Here is a 19,111-nt window from a genome sequence, read left to right as displayed (position 1 = left end):
CAAACCCTGTTTAAAAGCTAAGTTTATCACAAAATAACACATGGATCAAAATACTAAAACCAAGCCCCGGGTAGTAATTATTGGCGGAGGGTTTGCAGGTTTAAATTTAGCCAAAAAGCTAAAGAACGCGCCGGTTGATATACTGATGCTGGATAAACATAATTACCACACTTTTCAGCCCCTGCTTTACCAGGTGGCTATGGGCGCTATCCCGGCAGATTCCATCGCTTTCCCTATTCGACGGATATTTACTTACCAGGATAATTTTAGTTTCAGTTTAGCCCATGTCGAATGTATAGATGCCGAAGCTAATAAAGTAGCAACAAACATTGGCGATATCTACTACGATTACCTGGTGATAGCGACCGGCTCAAACACCAATTTTTTCGGGAACAAGGACCTGGAGAGCTGCGTCATGCCGATGAAGAATGTGCCCGAAGCATTGAACCTTAGGGGGCTTACACTACAGCATCTTGAAAAAGCGCTTATCACAACGGATAAAGAAGAAAAAGACGCCTTAATGACCTTTGTGGTGGTAGGTGGTGGCCCTACAGGTGTTGAGCTTGCCGGTGCCCTTGGCGAAATGCGGCACCTGATATTGGAAAAGGATTATCATGGCCTGAGCAAAAATGATATGAAGGTTTACCTTGTTGAAGGTAAGGACAGGTTGCTGGCAGCGATGTCTGACGGGGCTTCAAAAAAAGCCAAGCAGTTTCTTACCGCCAATGATGTAATGATATACAACAGTGTACACGTTGAAAGCTATGACGGCCTGACGTTAAAGATAGATGATGGCATGACCATTAAAAGTCGCAACGTGTTCTGGGCGGCGGGGGTAATGGGCGAGGTGCCTGATGGAATGACCAACGCAAGCGTGGCGCGCGGCTCACGCATCCGTACGGACGAGATCAATCGGGTGGTTGGTTATCAGAATATTTTCGCGATAGGGGACGTGTCGGCAATTATCAGTGAGGAATACCCTAACGGGCATCCTGGCGTGGCACCCGCTGCTATACAGCAGGGCGCGTGGCTGGCAAAAAACCTGGTACATCTAATCAAGGGTGAACCTACCGTTCCGTTTAAGTATAAAGACAAAGGTACGCTAGCAACCATCGGCCGTAATAAAGCTGTTGCTGATCTGGGGAAAATACATTTCCAGGGATTTTTTGCCTGGATACTCTGGGGATTTGTTCACATTATTTCGCTGGCAGGTTTCTCCAACAAAACATCAGTTATTTTAACCTGGGTGATCAATTATTTTACAAAGAACAGTGATAACCGATTAATAATCCGCAGCTTTAACCGCAGTACTCGTACTGTCGAACCCGAGAAATAAACCTAATACTCATGAATAACCCATGGATCTGTTTGTAATAATTGCTTTATTGGTTATTGTCAGCGCGTTTTACTCGTATTTAAACGCACGTTATATTAAGCTGCCCGGCACTATCGGTATTGTTACCATTGCTATCGCGGTGTCAATAATTACTATAACTGTAGACAGGCTTGACCCGGGTATAGCGCGTTACCTTACCGTGCTGGCTAAAAATATTAATTTCTCGGGTACGGTATTAAATATTATGCTGGGGTTCCTGCTTTTTTCGGGGTCGTTCTCATTAAATACCAAACGCTTAAAAAAAGAAATGCGGCCCGTATTTGTATTAAGTACCATTGGTGTTATCCTGTCGACTGCGGTTTTCGGTGGGTTGTTTTACGGTATTACTTTGATGTTTCATATCCATATACCTTTGGTTTATTGTTTTTTGTTTGGGGCTTTGATTTCGCCTACAGACCCCGTAGCTGTCGGCGCTATCATCAAAAACTCAAAACTGCCAGTAAATTTAGAAACCATCATATCCGGCGAATCATTATTTAATGATGGGATAGGATTGGTGTTGTTTATCACTATCCTTGAATTTACCGAATCGGGCGATGACCATCTTGATTTTATTAAAACAGCGCTCTTGTTTGTACGTGAAGTATTTGGCGGGATAATGCTTGGCTTGTTGTTTGGATTTATCGCTTTCCGTTTAATGAAAACCATTACCGATTTTCAAACCATTGTACTGGTATCGCTGGCTTTGGTAATGAGCATATCAGTAGTGTCGTCCTATATGCATTTTTCTATCCCTTTGGCCGTAGTATCAGCGGGTTTATTTGCAGGTAACCGGTCGATCAACATAGACAACAACGAACACTCGCACCAGGCGCTCGAGAAATTCTGGCAACTGATAGATGAAATGCTTAATACCATACTGTTTGTGATGATCGGTTTCCAGATGATCAACCTGCCATACCTTGAAAACTACTGGCTGATAGGTGGAATAGGGATAGTTATTATACTGGTATCCAGATGGTTTAGTATCCTGATACCTTTAACGTTTTTCAGGAAAATTGTAAATATCAATTTTAAAAACATAAACATACTAACTTGGGCGGGCTTGCGCGGCGGGATCTCTATCGCGCTGGCGCTGTCATTGCCCGCGTCCCCATACCGGCATATCATACTGGCGGGCAGTTATTTTATTGTGATCTTTTCTGTGGTGATACAAGGGCTGACCTTAAACAGGGTTATCAACGCGTCTGTACCTGCAGAAAAATAGGTTGATCCTTGGCTGTATTATTTCAGGCGCGACATATAAGCTGCAATTTCCTTTTCTACACTATCGGGTTTATTGCTTAACTCGTTAATGATGCTTTCGCGCTCTTTTTCGCTTTTGTTTTGGCTCAGCTTTTTCTTGGCTTGTAGGTCCTCGACCACTATTTCAAAACCGACTATTCCTTTCATCATATTCAGCTTAAAATCTTGTGGCAGGTTATCCCATTGGTTCAGATAATCAGCCTCATAAAATTTGATGGTTTGCGCTAATAATTGCGCCTTGCTTTCAGGACTGTCAATTAATCGGGCTTTGCCGTAAGCATGAATAGCTATGTAATTCCAGGTAGGCACGCTTTTTTCGCTTTCGTAATGTTTCGGAGAAATATAAGCATGGGGCTCGGCGAATATGACCAATGGATTGTCCGTAAGTAATTCATCAGCCTGCGGATTTGCTTTGGCAAAATGCGAGGTCAATATGATCTGATCATCGTGCTGCGAAACAACAAATGGCAAATGCGTAGCAGATGGAACGCCGCCATTAACGGTAACTATGGTAGCAAAACTGTACCTCTGCATAAAGTTGATCGCTTCCTGCCTGTCGGTCATCAGGTTTTGCTTGGGGATGTACATGATGCTATTACAAAGCTTCCAACATCTGCTTTAAAACCGCTTGCGCGGCCCATACGCGATTACCCGCTTCATGTACGACTATCGAGTTCGGTCCGTCCAAAACCTCGGCAGAAAGCTCTAAATTGCGGCGTACGGGCAGGCAATGCATTACCTTAGCATTATTGGTAATCTTTAACCTGTCGTTTGTTAGCATCCACTCTTCATTGCCGGGTAGTACCTTTCCGTAAGGCTCATAAGCCGACCAGTTTTTTACATAGATAAAATCAGCGTCAGCTAAGGCTTCATCCTGGTTGTGTGTTATGGTAGCGCCCTGTGTAAAATCTGTGCTCAATTCATAGCCGGCAGGGTGGGTGATGGTGAAATCAACATCGGCCTTGCACATCCATTCGGCAAATGAATTTGGAACCGCTTGCGGCAATGGCTTAATATGCGGAGCCCAGGTCAGAACAACTTTAGGCCGTTCCCTGGTTTTTAACTCTTCAATAGATACCAGGTCGGCTAAACTTTGCAGCGGGTGGCGGGTGGCCGACTCAAGACTAACCAACGGTACACCACAAAACTCTACAAATTTATTAAACACCACTTCGGTATAATCTTCTTCGCGATCCTTTAAACCCGGGAAAGAACGTACGCCGATAATATCCACATACTGGCCCATAACAGCGGCCGCTTCGCGGATATGCTCTACAGTGGTTCCGTTCATTACAACGTTGTCACGCAGCTCTAAAGCCCATCCTTCTTTATCAACATTAAGCACCATAACATTCATACCCAAGTTAAGCGCCGCTTTTTGGGTGCTCATGCGGGTACGTAAGCTTGGATTAAGGAAAACTAAACCCAAAGTTTTGTTTTTACCCAAATGCTGATGCGCATACGGATCTTTTTTTAGCTGCAATGCTTCGGCTGCAAGCGCCTTTATATCGGTTACGTCGTTTACGGAAGTAAAAAGTTTCATAATGTTAAGTTCTCTCTGTCATCTCGCTATGATCGAAGTGACAACTATTGATTATTAAGTACGTTTGTAAAAGCTTCTAAAAACTGATCTGCATGTGCTTTGGTTAAATTTAAAGCAGGTAATAGCCTGATCACATTTGGTTTAGCTTCGCCGGTAAAGATATGGTGTTTAAATAACAGATCTTTCTTGGCGTTTGCATATTCGGCAGGCAGGTCAATGCCAATCATCAACCCACGGCCCCTTACTTCGGTAACCTGTTTAAACTTTTTGAGCTCGTCTATCAAGTATCCCCCAACTTCGGCGGCATTTTGTAACAGGTTATCCTGCTCAATCACTTCTAAAACAGCTAAAGCGGCCGCGCATGCCAAGTGGTTACCGCCAAACGTGGTTCCTAACATGCCATAAGCAGGCTGTATCTTAGGCGATATACTGATGGCGCCAATTGGGAAGCCATTACCCATGCCTTTAGCCATGGTATAAATATCCGCGTCAACACCCGCAAAATCATGCGAATAAAATTTACCTGTACGCCCATACCCGCACTGCACCGAATCGGCAATGAAAACCGCGTTATGGGTATCGCAAAGCGATCTGATCTTTTGTAAAAAGCTTTCAGGAGCTACCTGGATACCACCAACACCCTGGATACCCTCGATTATCACTGATGAGATCTCGTTATCAGCAAAAGCCTGCTCTAAAGCGGCTTCGTCTTTCCATGGCAGCTTGATCACATCGTCAGTTTCGTTTACCGGGGCAATGATCTTTGGATTATCAGTAACCGCGACAGCCAATGAGGTACGGCCGTGAAACGCGCCTGTAAAAGCTATGATCTTCTTTTTACCATTGTAAAATGAAGCCAATTTTAAGGCATTTTCATTTGCCTCGGCGCCAGAGTTAACCAGGAACAACTGGTAATCTTCTTTGCCAGAAACATGGCCAAGTTTTTCGGCTAATTGTTTTTGTATCGGGATCTCGATAGAGTTAGAGTAGAAGCCTAACTGGTGTAATTGATCTTCTAATCTTTTTACATAATGCGGATGGGTATGGCCGATAGAAATAACGGCGTGACCACCGTAAAGGTCAAGATATTCCTGGCCTTTGTCATCGTAAACGTGGCTGCCCTGACCTTTTACTATATTAATGTTGTTTATTGGATATACGTCAAAAAGTTTCATTCTTAAAGAGGCTAAGGTAAAAGGACAAAGGTGAAAGGTTATTTTTCATTTCTCAAAAAGTTTATAAATGAAATTAACATTGCTTTTACTTCGTTGATTAATAAGTTAATAGGGTCGTATTGATCCTGATTTATATATTCGAGATCAAAAATCAGATAACAGGTATATTCTGCTTCAAGAGCCGATCCTAAAGCATTGTCTAAATAGTGCGCGAAATCTTTATCTGTATTTTTACCACAGCCTTCCACAATATTTAATGGGATTGAATAAGTTGATCGTCGGAGTTGGCTAGTTAAAGCAAATCGTTCTTCAATAGGCATTAAAGGCAATATTGTCTTATACATTTGCTTTGTTAGCAAATGCGATTTTTTCCAAACTTCAAGTTTTTTATAATCTCTCATTGTTTAAAAACCTTTTACCTTTCGCCTTTAACCTTTTAACTTAAAAAGCGTTAGCTTTTAAACAAAGTCCTGCGCGTTCATCAAGGCCGAACAACAGGTTCATATTTTGAACTGCCTGGCCTGAAGCGCCTTTAAGTAAATTATCTAACATGCTGATAATAAATAATTTATTATCATATTTTTTTACCTGTATAAATACCTTGTTGGTGTTCACTATCTGTTTAAGATCTATGTTTCTGCTGGTTATGTGTGTAAACGGTGCATCGGCATAAAAATCCTGGTATAGTTTTAAAGCATCTTCTTCAGACAGATCACAGTCGGTATAAATAGAAGCAAATATCCCCCGGGTAAAATCGCCCCTATAAGGAATGAAATTGATTGCCTGGTTAAAAGCAGGTTGCAATTGCTTTAATGATTCGCCTATCTCATTTAAATGCTGGTGGCCAAATACTTTATAAACCGAAAGATTATCATTACGCCAGGTAAAGTGCGAAGTCGCGGCCAAACTTTGCCCTGCACCGGTTGAACCTGTTGTGGCCGATACATGAACTTCATTATTTAACAATCCTTTTGATGCCAAAGGCAACAAACCCAATTGCAGGCAGGTAGCAAAACAACCCGGATTAGCTATGTTTTGTGCCGATTTGATAGCTTCGCTGTTTAATTCAGGCAAGCCGTAAACAAATGTTTTTAAACCGATTTTTGCATTCTTAGCCAGCCTGAAATCCTGGCTCAGGTCAATTATTTTTACGCTGTCCGGAATGGCGTTAGCATCAAGAAACTTTTTAGCATCGCCATGTCCAACACATAAAAACAATACGTCTATCGCTGTTGACAGTTCATCCGTAAACTTCAGATCGGTATCGCCAAGCAAATCTGTATGAATGTCATGAATAAAATTACCCGCATTACTATTGCTGTGTACAAAAGCAATCTCTACATCAGGATGGTTAACCAATATCCGCAGCATCTCGCCGCCGGTATAGCCTGCACCACCAATTATTCCTGCTTTTATCTTTTTCATTGCTTTATATTATTAGTCGACACTTTTCCGATACACAATAAATTCTGCATCAGGTGCCTGTTTTATAAATCCTACCGACTCATATAAACTTTGAGCCGTATAATTATCAGTGGCTGTTTCTATTTGTACATATTTAGCGCCACCGTTTTTGGCAAAATCAATTGAGGCGTCTATCAATTTATTGCCGATACCCTGTTTACGATAAGCCGGGTTGACATACAGATCATTCAGGATCCAGTTTTTTACAGCTTTTACAGATGAATATTTTGGATACAGTTGCGTAAATCCAACAGAAAGGGCGGTATCATTAAACTCGATACAGGCCACAAAAATAACCGACTCATTATTTTGTAAACGTTCGGTTAAAAAATGTTTTGCCAGTTCAAGATCGCTGGCTTGTTTATAAAACATCCTGTATTGATCAAAAAGATCAATAACCTCGTCTATCTTTTCAAAATCTATCTGTCTTACAGAAAGATTAAGCTCATCAGCAGTTAACTCTGTCATAATTGGTAGATGGATAAGAGTACAAAATAAATTCCAGGTCGGTATTCTGATGGTTGGCTATAAAGTGCCGCTGTGCCGGATTTATTTGAATAGCTTGTTGCTCTTTCAGTTCAACCACTTCACCATCAATTGTAAACTTTGCACGTCCCTTTAAAATATAAAAGAACTGGGTAGCTTTTTCATGATAGTGCAGCTTTTCGGCTGTATCGGGCGGCATTAGCTCTTGTTTAACAGACAGCGATTCGGTATCAACAAAGGTCCAGCCGTGGCAATCATCGCCCCAGATGTAATGTGCTAAACATTCGCCTTTTGAAAATACCGTATTCATTATCCTTCGCTGTTAACTTTATGATAGATCATCACCTGGTTGCCAAATATTTTAGAGAAGCCTTTTACATCTTCGCCGCTCCATGAATTGTTCATTTCGCCATAGCTGCCAAATTTGTTAGACATCAGATCATGATCTGACTCAATACCTACTACCTGGAAACGATATGGCAACAATTGTACAAATACCTTGCCGCTAACGTTTTTCTGCGTGTCTGTAAGGAAAGCTTCCATATTGCGCATAATAGGATCATGGAATTGTCCTTCATGCAGCCAGTTACCGTAAAACATAGACAATTGATCTTTCCAGGTTAGTTGCCATTTGGTTAACGTGTGTTTCTCTAAAGTATGATGCGCTTTAATAATTACCATTGGTGCAGCAGCTTCAAAACCAACCCGGCCTTTAATACCGATAATGGTATCGCCAACATGAATATCGCGGCCAATACCGTAAGGCTGCGCAATAGCCTGCAGGTCTTGAATAGCTTGTGTAGGGTGATCATATCTTTTTCCGTCAAGCGCAACAAGTTCGCCTTTTTCAAAAGTTAGCTCGATATTTCTTGCTTCTGTTTCGGTAACCTGTGTAGGCCATGCTTCTTCGGGCAGGCCTAAGTTTGATGTTAAAGTTTCTTTACCACCTACAGACGTACCCCAGATACCTTTGTTGATAGAGTATTTTGCTTTCTCAAAATTCATGTCGACACCATGTTTTTTAAGATATTCGATCTCAGCTTCACGGCTCAATTTCAGATCGCGGATAGGGGTGATGATGCCGACATTAGGTATTAGGATATTGAAGATCATATCAAACCTAACTTGGTCATTACCGGCGCCTGTACTGCCGTGGGCAACAAACTCGGCACCAATTTCTTTGGCGTAGTTGGCAATGGCAGTGGCCTGGCTAACCCGCTCCGCACTTACCGACAATGGATAAGTGTTGTTTTTTAACACGTTACCGTATATTAAATAGCGAACACAGGTATTATAAAAGTTTTCGGTTTCATCAACCACATGGTGTGATGTTACGCCCATTTCGTAAGCGCGTTTTTCAACAGTGTTTAGTTCTTCAGCGCTGAAACCACCGGTGTTTACAATTACCGAGTGTACTTCATAACCTAAGTCCCTTGTTAAATAGATGCAACAAAATGAGGTATCCAGGCCTCCGCTATACGCTAATACTACTTTTTTCTTTTCCATTGTTTATTTTAATGTAGAGACGCAATACTTTGCGTCTTTTTAAATATGTTCAGGAGACACAAAGTGTTGTGTCTCTACAAGTTTATTGTCCGAAACTTTTAATGACGCTTTCAATGCGTTGAAAAAGCGTAGCCTTTTTAGTCATTTTTTCAAGATTTTCCTGCTTCTGTTTTTCGGCATCTTTGGCTTTCTCGACAGGATCAAATAACATGGCGGTGCACATGCAATTCTTGCGTTCTTTCATGGTCAGGATATCGTAATTAACACAACTTTTGCAGCCTTTCCAGAAATCCTCGTCCTGTGTTAATTCAGAATAGGTAACCGGCTCATAACCCAGGTCAGAGTTGATCTTCATTACAGCCAGGCCGGTAGTCAAACCAAAAAGCTTGGCATCAGGATATTTAGTTCTTGATAACTCAAAAATTTTATGTTTAATGGCTTTTGCCAAGCCTGCTTTTCTGAATAATGGTGATACGATCAAACCCGAATTGGCCACAAAATCGCCGTGGCTCCAGGTTTCTATGTAGCAGAAACCCGCCCAGGTGCCATCTTTATGTAAGGCAATTACAGCTTTGCCCTCAAGCATTTTAGTAGCTACATATTCAGGCGAGCGTTGCGCAATGCCGGTGCCGCGAGCTTTTGCCGACTCGGCCATCTCATCAGTAATGAGTGGTGCATAGTCTACATGCTGGGCAGTAGCAACCTGAATATCAAAATCTTTTATAGTCATTGTAAATAGAAAAAATTACCGTTAAAAAATGGCTTTATGCCTAAGTAATTAGATTGTTTTTGTTGAAGAAGTTTAAAAAGAACTTCTGTTGACGGGCAGTAGGTGTGCTGACAATTAAACCCGGGGGATGAATAGTCTTCGTCGTGACGGACTAAATAAAACAGTTGAAACCAAAGCAGCGGCAACCGGAGCAATAGCTGCTCTAACAGTGGGCATATTTAAGGTTTGCAGTATCATTTTGATAGATTGTTGCTTTATTTAAATTTGATGCAAAAGTTTGCATTAATTTTAACTTATGCAAGAGAAAAGTTAATTAGTTTACAGCGCAAATAGATGATCAGGTGTACAGCTGATTAAGTTTACATAAAGATAACATAGCCAGGCTGCTGGGTTAATCCTGGTTGTTGCGTTTAGCAACAATATCATCAACTATCATATCAGCATGTATGCGCGAGTTTTCTATAAACCAAAGGTGAGTATCAAGCCCACCGCAAACTACGCCCGCAAGATATAGGCCAGGCAGGTTGGTTTCCATCGTTTCAGCATTATATTGCGGAATAAATTTATCGTCAGATAAGATCAATCCCCATTTTTTTAACTGGTCAAAATTGGGTTTGTAACCGGTCATGGCCATCACAAAATCATTAGGGGTAGTCAGCGTACCCTCAGGGGTATCAATATCCACCTCAGTTTGTCGGATGGCCTTTAAATTTGAATTGAAATAGGCCTTTATGCTACCTTCTTTTATGCGGTTGATAATATCGGGCCTAACCCAATATTTAACCCTGTGACTTATCTCATCGCCACGCACAACCAAAGTTACCTCAGCGCCTTTACGATATGTTTCTAATGCCACATCAATTGCCGAGTTGCTTGAACCTACAACCACTACTTTTTGCATGGCAAAAAAGTGAGGGTCTTTGTAATAATGCTGTACTTTGGGTAGGTCTTCGCCCGGGATATCCAGGTTGACTGCCACGTCATAAAAGCCGGTACAAATGATGATGTGTTTGGCCTCGTAAGTTGCTTTGCTGGTAGTAACTGTGTAGCTATCAGTATGCTCAATTGCGGTTACTTCTTCAAACAGGTTAATAGGCAGATGATTGGATGTAGCTACACGGCGATAATATTCTAACGCTTCGGCGCGGGTGGGCTTATTGCTGATAGTGACAAACGGAATGCCGCCAATCTCCAGTTTTTCTGAGGTTGAAAAAAAAGTCATGGTAGCCGGATAGTTGTAAAGAGAATTAACCAGGCAGCCTTTTTCAATGATCACGAAGCTTAATCCCGCTTTTTGTGCCTTAAGGCCGCATGCTATTCCGATAGGTCCGCCACCTATAATGAGTATATCGAGCATTTAATTGAACTTTGTGCAATAATAATCAGTTTTGATCTATTAAAGTTCAATGATTAATCAATAGGCTCATTTAAATGCCGAATAATGAGTTTACAATGACTTATGCTAAAGTTTTATGTTGAGGTTATAATAGTTTTTAAACGGACAAAAAACATCACACTGTGGGTACACTCACAGCAATTAATAAACACCCGATCAATTAAATTTTAGAAGCACTCAGGCCCATGGCCACTCCCAAACGGAAATTTATTAGCCCGACCATGGATATGGTAATCGGCAATTTTGTGGTCGCGGTACATTTTGGGGTTAGCAGTGCGGATGATAAACAACTCTGAGCTATCGGTTTCAGTCTTATCAGACTTTAAAACCATTGTAATTTTTTTCTTCATGATCACTTCCTCCTGAAATTAACATTTAAAGAAATTGTTATATAAATTTAACTATAAAAGGTGGTGATTTGCAAGGGTTTTGCGAAAAAAAAGACATAAAAAAGGGTAAGCTACTCTTATCGCGCCGCTCAACTCTCTACCCTTGCTGCGTTCCCACCCTGGGGGAGTTCAAGAGGAGCTGGCCGTAAAAGACTTACCCCGGAGCAAATATAGCAAATGGTTTGTTTTTGGGTTAATAAATTGTTAAAAAGGAGAGGCTTTAAGCAATTTTAAGATAAATGAAACACGCAAGTAGTTGGTAATGTGCTTTTTGTTAGCAGCTGTTTTTTTCTGTTTTAGTAGCAGTTAGAAACAGAAAAGCGCCCGGTGTGGCGGGCGCTTTTTACAAACTTTCACAAAAGCTTATATATATTTTGTTCCAAATTGCTGCTTAACGTCAGCAACTACTTTCTTTACATTTTGTTCCTGGTCGCGCGGACAGATCAATAATGTATTGTTTGATTCAACCACAATATAATCATGTAGCCCCTGTATAATAACCAGTTTATCTTCAGGTATGTTAACCATGCAGTTTGATGAATCGTACATGATCACTTTTTCGGCAGGGATAACGGCATTGCCTACATAATCTTTATGGGCCAATTCATAAATTGATGCCCAGGTACCCAGGTCAGACCATCCAAATTCTGATGGCAGCACGTAAACATTATTAGCTTTTTCCATGATCCCATAATCAATAGATATATTGGTACATTGCAAATAAGCCTGGTTTACGTGTGTTTTTTCGTTTTCGGTGTTGTAATGCGGGCGGGCTTCGGCAAAAATATCACTCATTTCAGGTAGGTATTGTTCAAACGCCTTAACAATAGCCTTTGCAGACCATACAAATATGCCTGCATTCCATAAAAAATCGCCGCTTTGCAAAAAGGTCTTTGCAATTTCAAGGTTGGGCTTTTCAGTAAATGTTTTTACTTTATGAAAATCACCGTCAATAGTGTTGTCTGTATATTGGATATAGCCATAACCGGTATCAGGCCTTGACGGCATAATGCCCAGTGTTACCAGGCATTGGTGTTTGGTAGCGGTCTGTAATGATTTTTCGATGGATGCTATAAACGCGGCTTCATCTAATATTAGGTGATCTGAAGGCGCTACAACAATAGCTGCATCAGGGTTAATACTTTCAATTTTAAATGAACCGTAAGCAACGCAAGGGGCGGTGTTGCGCATAACCGGCTCTGTAAGTATCTGGTTGTCGGCCATATCAGGCAACTGCTCTTTTACAATACCGGTATAATTTTCATTGGTAACCACATAAATATTCTCTTTTGGGCATACCTTCAAAAAACGATCATATGTATTTTGTATTAAAGTTTTTCCTGTACCTAATATGTCAATAAATTGTTTTGGATAGGATGTGCGGCTGATGGGCCAGAAACGGCTTCCGATACCGCCCGCCATAATTATGGCATAATAGTTTTTATTCATTTTAAATTGTAGAAAATATAGTTTGGTATTATCCGTAGCAAAAGTGGGTATTTATCTGTTAAATAATAATTAAACAACACTAAATAATTAACAGTAAAAATACCACAGGATATAAAAGATTAAATAAACAAATTGTTTTATTTCAAATAATCATTTTTGTATAAAATTTTAAAGTAAATCTGTCGTTTATTCTTTAAATTTTGTTACTTTAAACTTTTAAACAATTACGAATACCCATATCAATGATAGAAACAAAGAAGTCGCTCTTTGATAATCTCCAGAACTTTTTCGGGTTCGATAACTTCAAAGGAGAACAGGAAGCGATTATAACCAACATTTTGGCCGGTAATGATACGTTTGTTATTATGCCTACAGGTGGTGGTAAGTCCATGTGTTACCAATTGCCCGCGTTAATGAGTGAAGGCACTGCTATAGTAATTTCGCCCCTTATTGCTTTGATGAAGAACCAGGTTGACCAGTTAAGGGCTTTTGGCGGATCAGACAGCATTGCACATTTTTTAAATTCATCATTAACAAAGGCAGATATTATAAGAGTTAAGGAAGATGTGCTGGGCGGTAAAACCAAATTACTTTATGTTGCACCCGAGTCGTTAACTAAACAAGAAAATGTAGATTTTTTACGCTTAAATCAAGTATCGTTTGTTGCGGTTGATGAAGCGCACTGTATCTCAGAATGGGGCCATGATTTCAGGCCCGAATATCGTAAAATCCGTCAGGTAATAAGCAACATTGGCGATGATATACCCATCATAGCTTTAACCGCTACAGCTACCCCTAAAGTGCAGCAGGATATCCAAAAGAACCTGCAGATGAATAACGCCACGGTTTATAAATCATCATTTAACAGGGCAAATTTATTTTATGAAGTACGTGCCAAACGTAACGTAATAAAAGAGATTGTAAAGTATGTTAAGCAAAACCAGGGAAAATCAGGTATTGTGTACTGTTTGAGCCGTAAAAAGGTTGAGGAGGTGGCAGAAGCGCTTTCTTTAAATGGCGTTAAAGCATTGCCTTACCATGCGGGTCTTGACCCAAAAGTAAGGGCCGATACGCAGGATAAATTCCTGATGGAAGATGTGGATGTTATTGTGGCAACCATAGCCTTTGGTATGGGTATTGACAAACCCGATGTGCGTTACGTTATTCACCATGATGTGCCTAAAAGCATGGAAGGTTACTACCAGGAAACAGGCCGTGCCGGCCGTGACGGAGGCGAGGGTGTGTGCGTGGCGTTTTATTCGCAAAAGGACATTGACAAGCTGCAAAAGTTTATGAAGGATAAACCGGTTTCTGAACGTGAAATCGGTACCCAGATATTGAAGGAAGTAATTGATTATGCCGAATCATCTGTATGCCGTCGCAAGCAGCTGTTACATTACTTTGGCGAGAACTTTAATGAAGCTGGCTGTAACAACATGTGCGATAACTGCTGTGCGCCAAAAACACATTTCGATGCCGAAGAGCAATTGCATAAAGCGCTTAACCTGATCAAACAAATAGGCGAGAAGTTTGACGACCATCACATTATTAATATTTTGATGGGGGTAGAGACCCAGCAGATCCATAACTATGAACATCATTTGCTGGAACTTTTCGGTTCAGGTAAAAACGATGGTGAAATATTGTGGAACTCGTTATTGCGCCAGGCTTTGTTAAACAATTACCTGTCAAAAGACATTGACCAGTACGGTTTATTAAGGCTGACCAAATTAGGTCATTCGTTTTTAGATAACCCGCACAGCATCCGCTTTATCCTGAACAGGGTGATTGAGGCCGCTGATGACGATGATTCTGAAGACGGGCCAAAACAAGCCGGTGGCGCGTTGGATACCCAGCTATTGCAAATGCTGAAAGATCTGCGCAAGAAGATAGCCAAGCAAAAAGGTTTGCCTCCGTTTGTACTGTTCCAGGATCCGTCGTTAGAAGAAATGTGTACGCATTATCCTATCAGCCAGGACGAGTTGAAACAGATCTCGGGCGTGGGTGCGGGAAAAGCCATGAAATTTGGCGCGCCGTTTATTGATCTGATCAAGAAATACGTGGAAGATAATGATATCGACCGTCCAATCGATATGGTGATCAAAAGCGCTGCAAATAAATCGGCGTTAAAGGTATTCATTATCCAGAATATTGACAGGCATTTAAACCTGGACGATATAGCAGCCTCAAAAGGATTAACCTACGAAGAGGTTTTAAAAGAAGTAGAAACCATTGTTAACTCGGGTACCAAGCTTAACCTTAATTATTATATTGATGAGGTTATAGACGAGGATAAACAGGAAGAAGTATTTGATTACTTCCGCACCGCCGAGGTCGACTCGATAGACGACGCGCTTGCCGAACTTGGCAGCGATGATTATACCCGCGAAGAAGTACAGCTGATGCGGATAAAATTTATGTCTGAGTTAGGAAACTGACGAAAAAGGGAGGATTTAAATTCTCCCTTTTTTTATTGTCGTTATTTTACAGTTATCTTAAATTCTGTCCTGCGGTTTTTAGCGCGGTTTTCATCATTGTCATTGGGCGCTATGGGTTGTGTTTTGCCATAGCCTTTGTAAACCATCCGGGCCGGGTCAACCTTGCCGCTGAGCAGAAAATCATAAACAGATTTCGCGCGGTTTTCTGATAGTTTTTGGTTCAGATCATCATTGCCTACATTGTCTGTATGGCCTGATATTTCTATATGCACTGTGGGGTTAAGCGCTAAAAATTCTATCAGCTTTTGAAGTTCTGATCTTGATTCGGGTTCCAACTGGTATTTATTGGTATCGAAAAATATATTTTTTAATATGACCTTGTTGCCTACTTCAATAGGTTCAAGCATTACCATAATATTAAACGGATTGCCGGATGTATGGCCCACCAGCGAAAAGTTTTCTGAGTAAAACAGGTATCCTGGTTTTGAAATATTTAAACCATAGTTTTTGCCCGCGGTAATGGTCGCCAGGAAGTCGCCTTTTTCAGGCGAACTGTAATCCTGGTAAACGGGTTTATTGGTTTCAAGCGCAATGATCTCCACTGCCGATTCAAGCGGCTGTTTGGTTTGCGCGTCGCTTACAAAGCCCTTAACATAAGTAACCAGATGCGGCCGCAGATTTGGCGGTAATTCAAAGGTGTAAATATCAAAGCCACCATAACCTTCCAGTTTGTTTGACGAGAAAAAGGCATAGTTGCCGTTTGCGGTAAGACTTAGCCCGCTTTCGTCGCCGTTGGTATTTATAGGGTAGCCCAGGTTTTTAGGCACCTGCCATTTACCATCTTTGCCTAAGCGGCTTACAAAAAGATCCTGGTTACCCATGCCCGGCCAACCGTTCGAGCAAAAGTATAAGGTGCTGTCGTCAGGGTGTATAAACGGCGATTGTTCGTTATAAGAAGTATTAATGTTTGGTCCGAGATTCTCAGGTTCGCCCCAGCCTTTGTCGGTTAAAGTTGATTTCCAGATGTCATACCCGCCATAGCCGCCGGCACGGTTACTTACAAAATACAGCGTCCGACCGTCCGCGCTGATAGATGGCTGAGACTCCCAGCCACCGGTATTAACCGGGGGGCTCAGATCAAATGGTTTGCCCCAGTTGTCGCCCTTTTTCTGGGCTACGTAAATGTCACAACGACCGCGGCCATCAGGGCGGTTACATCCCGTAAAGAAAAGAAACTTGCCATCCTGCGACACTGATTCTGATCCCTCATTATAGTTAGGCGTGTTGATCTTATCGCTTAAATAAGTTGCTTTTTGCCATTCGTTATTTACGTTGCTGCTTTGGTAAAAATCTTCGTTATAATTTATCTGGCGGGTGTAGATGATCGTTTTATCATCGGCAGTCGCTACCGGAGAATATTCATCGGCAGCTGTATTGATATTGGCCCCCATGTTTATGGGTTTAAATGCTACCGGGTGCTGCAACGCCTCAATACTAAACACACAATCCTTTATCAGTTTTTGGCCATGCAGTTTATTTTGCTCTGTTATGCCTGAATAACTTAAATATTTTTGCAGGTGTGCAAGCGCGTTGGGGTAAAGGGCTTCTGATATTTCCATATCGCCAACTTTAAGATATACAGCACGGCTAAAATCAGGACTTATGGCAATTACTTTCTTTAGTTCCTCTATAGCACCTTTGTTGTCATGCTTAACGTGCATCATGTCGGCAAGCTGGGCATGGGCCTCAATAAACTTGCCGTCCTCTTTAATGGCCTTTTGTAATAGTTGTATTGCCTGGTCGTACTGGTGTTCGTCAATACTTTGATTGGCTTGCGCGAAGTATTTTATGGCATCCTCATTGGTCGTACTGTATTGCTGTTGAGCATAGGCAAATACAGACAGACAAAGCAACAAAGAAAGAAGAATTATATTTTTCATCCCGCGGATAAAAACAGATTATCCTCTAAGTTACAATTATTAGGGAATATTTAAATATTTATGCGTTTGTAATGAAATTTCCCATTTCGGGTTATTCATCACATAGTCGACAATAAGAGGGGTCATTTCTTTCGACTTAGACCATTCGGGCTGTAAATATAATTTGCAGCCTACAGGTACTAGCTCGGCATGTTGCTCGGCAAATAAAAAGTCTGATTTGTTAAATACAATTACCTTCAACTCGTTGGCGTGCCTGGCAATTTCAGGTGTAGGGCCTTTAAATTTTTTAGGTGACAGACAGATCCAATCCCAGTGGCCTGAAAGAGGGTAAGCGCCAGATGTTTCGATAAATGTCTTAATGCCTTTGCCTTGTAACTGCGATGTGAGGTAATCCAGGTTATAGATCAATGGCTCGCCACCGGTCACTACAACTGCTTTACCGGGATATAACATGGCATTCTCAACGATCTTATCGGCGTGTGTTAGTGGATGTAATTCGGCATCCCAGCTTTCTTTCACATCGCACCAATGGCACCCCACGTCACACCCGCCAAGGCGGATAAAATACGCGGCCTTACCGGTGTGATATCCTTCTCCCTGTATCGTGTAAAACTCTTCCATTAAAGGAAGCAATGTGCCATCTTCCGGAACCTGGTGTGCCATAATAGGGCGCAAAGGTAAATTTTTTGAGCCGAAAGCCGAAGGCTTAAAGCTTAAAGCTACTTAGCTATGACTTATTAATAGGGAAAGTATGTTGTTAATAAATGCTTTCAGCTTTTTGCTTTTACCTTTCAGCTTATTTATTTAAGTTTGATACACATGAAGAAACTTTACATTCCGGTTTTCATATTGATCATATTTTGCTTCACATCATGCGTGGATATAGAGGAGCATTATGACTTTAAATTGGATGGATCGTGCAACGTGGTTTATGGTTTTGATATGGGCAGGGCGGTGTCTGTATTTAAAAACCTGATGTCCGACTCGTTAAAGCAAACGCCGCAGTTTAACCTGGTTAAAGATACCACCATGAGTTTTTTGGCGGCTATGCCGGATAGCCTTGAGCATAAGTTAAGTAAAGATGAATTGGCCATGGCCAACAACAGTAATTTAAGCATCAAAATGGATCTTCAGAAAAATATTATGAAGATGAGCATTACACACACGGCCAAAAACGCTACAGACCTGCAGTATTACCTTGATCATCTTTCAAAAATATCTATGGGAAGTCAACTGGACGCGGTTACCAAAAAAAACAAACAAACCAGCGGCTTTGATGCGCAGCAATTAGTTGCCGGGCAGGATTATTACCAGTATGAAGTTACCCCGCATAAATTTTACCGCATAATTGACAAAACAAAGTTTAATGCTTTTTTAAAGAAAACGCAAAATACACTGGTAATGGCCAAAGCCATGCTGATCGATATGCCTTATAAGGTAATCTTAAACTTTGCCAAACCAGTTAAGAAGGTGAATAACCCCAAAGCTATTGTATCTGCTGACAGGAAGCATATTACACTGGTAACCACAATGGATGATATGATCAAAAACCCATCGGTAATGAACCTTAAGATCGATTTTTAATTGATATGAATTGGTACAAGGTTCCTGATCTTCAATACACTAAAGAGCCATTCATTAAAAAAGTTAAGGTAAATGGTAAAGGCATTTGCCTGGTAAGCTATGAGGGCGATGTTTACGCGTTGTCGTCAACCTGCCCGCATGCGGGTGCAGAACTAAGCGGCGGCTGGTGTAAAGATGGGAAACTGATCTGTCCGTTCCATAGATACTCGTATGACATACACACGGGCAAAGGTGATCACGGTCAGAATGATTTTGTAGATACTTACCCGGTTGAAGTACGGGAGGATGGGATTTATATTGGGATAGCTTCTTTTTTAGAGAAGTTAAAGCAGGCGTTTAAATAGTTTGGAGAGTCAAGAAACAAGAAACA

At 41.3% G+C, this 19,111-nt stretch carries 19 protein-coding genes and 1 other RNA gene; 5 read left to right on the top strand and 15 right to left on the bottom strand.

Going from position 1 to position 19,111, the window contains the following annotated elements; all coding sequences use genetic code 11:
- Positions 1–40 precede the first annotated feature (40 nt).
- Together FO440_RS21305 and FO440_RS21300 are read left to right on the top strand one after the other, a co-directional pair.
- Entirely contained in the window at positions 41–1,336 is a 1,296-nt protein-coding gene (locus tag FO440_RS21305) for an NAD(P)/FAD-dependent oxidoreductase (protein WP_144250336.1), read from the top strand.
- Positions 1,337–1,358: 22 nt separating this feature from the next.
- Complete coding sequence (locus tag FO440_RS21300) at positions 1,359–2,603, top strand: cation:proton antiporter (RefSeq protein ID WP_144250335.1); 1,245 nt, start codon at positions 1,359–1,361, stop codon at positions 2,601–2,603.
- 17 nt (positions 2,604–2,620) lie between these two features.
- On the opposite strand, the gene FO440_RS21295 is transcribed toward FO440_RS21300, so the two are convergent.
- The 13 genes from FO440_RS21295 to FO440_RS21235 all read right to left on the bottom strand — a co-directional run bounded on the left by FO440_RS21295 (position 2,621) and on the right by FO440_RS21235 (position 12,779).
- Positions 2,621–3,229, bottom strand: coding sequence for an FMN-binding negative transcriptional regulator (locus FO440_RS21295; RefSeq protein WP_144250334.1), 609 nt, complete (start codon positions 3,227–3,229; stop codon positions 2,621–2,623).
- A gap of 7 nt (positions 3,230–3,236) precedes the next feature.
- Positions 3,237–4,184: a Rossmann-fold NAD(P)-binding domain-containing protein gene (locus tag FO440_RS21290; RefSeq protein WP_144250333.1), complete on the bottom strand. Its 948-nt coding sequence runs from the start codon at positions 4,182–4,184 to the stop codon at positions 3,237–3,239.
- A gap of 44 nt (positions 4,185–4,228) precedes the next feature.
- Positions 4,229–5,359: an aspartate aminotransferase family protein gene (locus FO440_RS21285; RefSeq protein ID WP_144250332.1), complete on the bottom strand. Its 1,131-nt coding sequence runs from the start codon at positions 5,357–5,359 to the stop codon at positions 4,229–4,231.
- 38 nt (positions 5,360–5,397) lie between these two features.
- Complete coding sequence (locus tag FO440_RS21280) at positions 5,398–5,760, bottom strand: four helix bundle protein (protein WP_144250331.1); 363 nt, start codon at positions 5,758–5,760, stop codon at positions 5,398–5,400.
- Positions 5,761–5,800: 40 nt separating this feature from the next.
- A complete protein-coding gene (gene argC, locus FO440_RS21275) occupies positions 5,801–6,784 on the bottom strand; it encodes an N-acetyl-gamma-glutamyl-phosphate reductase (RefSeq protein ID WP_144250330.1) in 984 nt (327 codons plus the stop codon).
- A 12-nt stretch (positions 6,785–6,796) separates the two neighbouring features.
- Entirely contained in the window at positions 6,797–7,291 is a 495-nt protein-coding gene (locus tag FO440_RS21270) for a GNAT family N-acetyltransferase (RefSeq protein ID WP_144250329.1), read from the bottom strand.
- Complete coding sequence (locus FO440_RS21265) at positions 7,272–7,619, bottom strand: cupin domain-containing protein (RefSeq protein WP_144250328.1); 348 nt, start codon at positions 7,617–7,619, stop codon at positions 7,272–7,274. Before FO440_RS21265 ends, FO440_RS21270 begins: the two co-directional genes overlap by 20 nt.
- Complete coding sequence (gene argG, locus FO440_RS21260) at positions 7,619–8,815, bottom strand: argininosuccinate synthase (RefSeq protein WP_144250327.1); 1,197 nt, start codon at positions 8,813–8,815, stop codon at positions 7,619–7,621. The genes FO440_RS21265 and argG overlap by 1 nt, the downstream gene beginning before the upstream one ends.
- Before the next feature lie 82 nt (positions 8,816–8,897).
- A complete protein-coding gene (locus FO440_RS21255) occupies positions 8,898–9,545 on the bottom strand; it encodes a GNAT family N-acetyltransferase (protein ID WP_144250326.1) in 648 nt (215 codons plus the stop codon).
- A 391-nt stretch (positions 9,546–9,936) separates the two neighbouring features.
- A complete protein-coding gene (locus FO440_RS21250; protein ID WP_144250325.1) occupies positions 9,937–10,902 on the bottom strand; it encodes a YpdA family putative bacillithiol disulfide reductase in 966 nt (321 codons plus the stop codon).
- 206 nt (positions 10,903–11,108) lie between these two features.
- Positions 11,109–11,291 (bottom strand): hypothetical protein, encoded by a 183-nt coding sequence (locus FO440_RS21245; RefSeq protein WP_144250324.1) that lies wholly within the window; start codon positions 11,289–11,291, stop codon positions 11,109–11,111.
- 100 nt (positions 11,292–11,391) lie between these two features.
- Positions 11,392–11,490, bottom strand: an RNA gene (ffs, locus tag FO440_RS21240) — signal recognition particle sRNA small type.
- 203 nt (positions 11,491–11,693) lie between these two features.
- Positions 11,694–12,779: a mannose-1-phosphate guanylyltransferase gene (locus FO440_RS21235; protein ID WP_144250323.1), complete on the bottom strand. Its 1,086-nt coding sequence runs from the start codon at positions 12,777–12,779 to the stop codon at positions 11,694–11,696.
- Positions 12,780–13,024: 245 nt separating this feature from the next.
- Between FO440_RS21235 and recQ the strand changes: the two genes are divergently transcribed.
- Positions 13,025–15,217 (top strand): DNA helicase RecQ, encoded by a 2,193-nt coding sequence (gene recQ, locus FO440_RS21230; RefSeq protein ID WP_144250421.1) that lies wholly within the window; start codon positions 13,025–13,027, stop codon positions 15,215–15,217.
- 41 nt (positions 15,218–15,258) lie between these two features.
- Here the strand turns inward: recQ and FO440_RS21225 are convergent, their stop codons facing one another.
- Together FO440_RS21225 and FO440_RS21220 are read right to left on the bottom strand one after the other, a co-directional pair.
- The gene (locus FO440_RS21225; protein ID WP_144250322.1) at positions 15,259–17,157 is read right to left on the bottom strand and encodes an OmpA family protein; all 1,899 of its coding nucleotides are present in this window, start codon (positions 17,155–17,157) and stop codon (positions 15,259–15,261) included.
- A 39-nt stretch (positions 17,158–17,196) separates the two neighbouring features.
- Positions 17,197–17,820: a 7-carboxy-7-deazaguanine synthase QueE gene (locus FO440_RS21220; RefSeq protein WP_144250321.1), complete on the bottom strand. Its 624-nt coding sequence runs from the start codon at positions 17,818–17,820 to the stop codon at positions 17,197–17,199.
- 156 nt (positions 17,821–17,976) lie between these two features.
- Between FO440_RS21220 and FO440_RS21215 the strand changes: the two genes are divergently transcribed.
- Together FO440_RS21215 and FO440_RS21210 are read left to right on the top strand one after the other, a co-directional pair.
- Positions 17,977–18,741 carry a hypothetical protein gene (locus FO440_RS21215; RefSeq protein ID WP_144250320.1) on the top strand — a complete coding sequence of 255 codons (765 nt, stop codon included), beginning with the start codon at positions 17,977–17,979 and terminating at the stop codon, positions 18,739–18,741.
- Positions 18,742–18,746: 5 nt separating this feature from the next.
- Complete coding sequence (locus FO440_RS21210; RefSeq protein WP_144250319.1) at positions 18,747–19,085, top strand: Rieske (2Fe-2S) protein; 339 nt, start codon at positions 18,747–18,749, stop codon at positions 19,083–19,085.
- The last annotated feature ends 26 nt before the right edge of the window (positions 19,086–19,111 follow it).

It is taken from the genome of Mucilaginibacter corticis, from assembly GCF_007558865.1.
In the GTDB taxonomy this organism is placed as follows: Bacteria; Bacteroidota; Bacteroidia; order Sphingobacteriales; family Sphingobacteriaceae; genus Mucilaginibacter; species Mucilaginibacter corticis.
Note: the sequence above shows the minus strand (reverse complement) of the source record. Positions and strands in the feature narration are given on the sequence as shown.

What these genes read in the sequence shown, in the direction of transcription:
- FO440_RS21280 (WP_144250331.1), bottom strand. Translation starts at nt 5,760, where the DNA reads ATGAGAGATTATAAAAAACTTGAAGTTTGGAAAAAATCGCATTTGCTA.
- FO440_RS21300 (WP_144250335.1), top strand. Translation starts at nt 1,359, where the DNA reads ATGGATCTGTTTGTAATAATTGCTTTATTGGTTATTGTCAGCGCGTTT.
- argC (WP_144250330.1), bottom strand. Translation starts at nt 6,784, where the DNA reads ATGAAAAAGATAAAAGCAGGAATAATTGGTGGTGCAGGCTATACCGGC.
- FO440_RS21270 (WP_144250329.1), bottom strand. Translation starts at nt 7,291, where the DNA reads ATGACAGAGTTAACTGCTGATGAGCTTAATCTTTCTGTAAGACAGATA.
- FO440_RS21285 (WP_144250332.1), bottom strand. Translation starts at nt 5,359, where the DNA reads ATGAAACTTTTTGACGTATATCCAATAAACAACATTAATATAGTAAAA.
- FO440_RS21245 (WP_144250324.1), bottom strand. Translation starts at nt 11,291, where the DNA reads ATGAAGAAAAAAATTACAATGGTTTTAAAGTCTGATAAGACTGAAACC.
- FO440_RS21255 (WP_144250326.1), bottom strand. Translation starts at nt 9,545, where the DNA reads ATGACTATAAAAGATTTTGATATTCAGGTTGCTACTGCCCAGCATGTA.
- FO440_RS21250 (WP_144250325.1), bottom strand. Translation starts at nt 10,902, where the DNA reads ATGCTCGATATACTCATTATAGGTGGCGGACCTATCGGAATAGCATGC.
- FO440_RS21290 (WP_144250333.1), bottom strand. Translation starts at nt 4,184, where the DNA reads ATGAAACTTTTTACTTCCGTAAACGACGTAACCGATATAAAGGCGCTT.
- FO440_RS21305 (WP_144250336.1), top strand. Translation starts at nt 41, where the DNA reads ATGGATCAAAATACTAAAACCAAGCCCCGGGTAGTAATTATTGGCGGA.
- FO440_RS21225 (WP_144250322.1), bottom strand. Translation starts at nt 17,157, where the DNA reads ATGAAAAATATAATTCTTCTTTCTTTGTTGCTTTGTCTGTCTGTATTT.
- FO440_RS21295 (WP_144250334.1), bottom strand. Translation starts at nt 3,229, where the DNA reads ATGTACATCCCCAAGCAAAACCTGATGACCGACAGGCAGGAAGCGATC.
- argG (WP_144250327.1), bottom strand. Translation starts at nt 8,815, where the DNA reads ATGGAAAAGAAAAAAGTAGTATTAGCGTATAGCGGAGGCCTGGATACC.
- FO440_RS21235 (WP_144250323.1), bottom strand. Translation starts at nt 12,779, where the DNA reads ATGAATAAAAACTATTATGCCATAATTATGGCGGGCGGTATCGGAAGC.
- FO440_RS21220 (WP_144250321.1), bottom strand. Translation starts at nt 17,820, where the DNA reads ATGGCACACCAGGTTCCGGAAGATGGCACATTGCTTCCTTTAATGGAA.
- FO440_RS21210 (WP_144250319.1), top strand. Translation starts at nt 18,747, where the DNA reads ATGAATTGGTACAAGGTTCCTGATCTTCAATACACTAAAGAGCCATTC.
- FO440_RS21265 (WP_144250328.1), bottom strand. Translation starts at nt 7,619, where the DNA reads ATGAATACGGTATTTTCAAAAGGCGAATGTTTAGCACATTACATCTGG.
- FO440_RS21215 (WP_144250320.1), top strand. Translation starts at nt 17,977, where the DNA reads ATGAAGAAACTTTACATTCCGGTTTTCATATTGATCATATTTTGCTTC.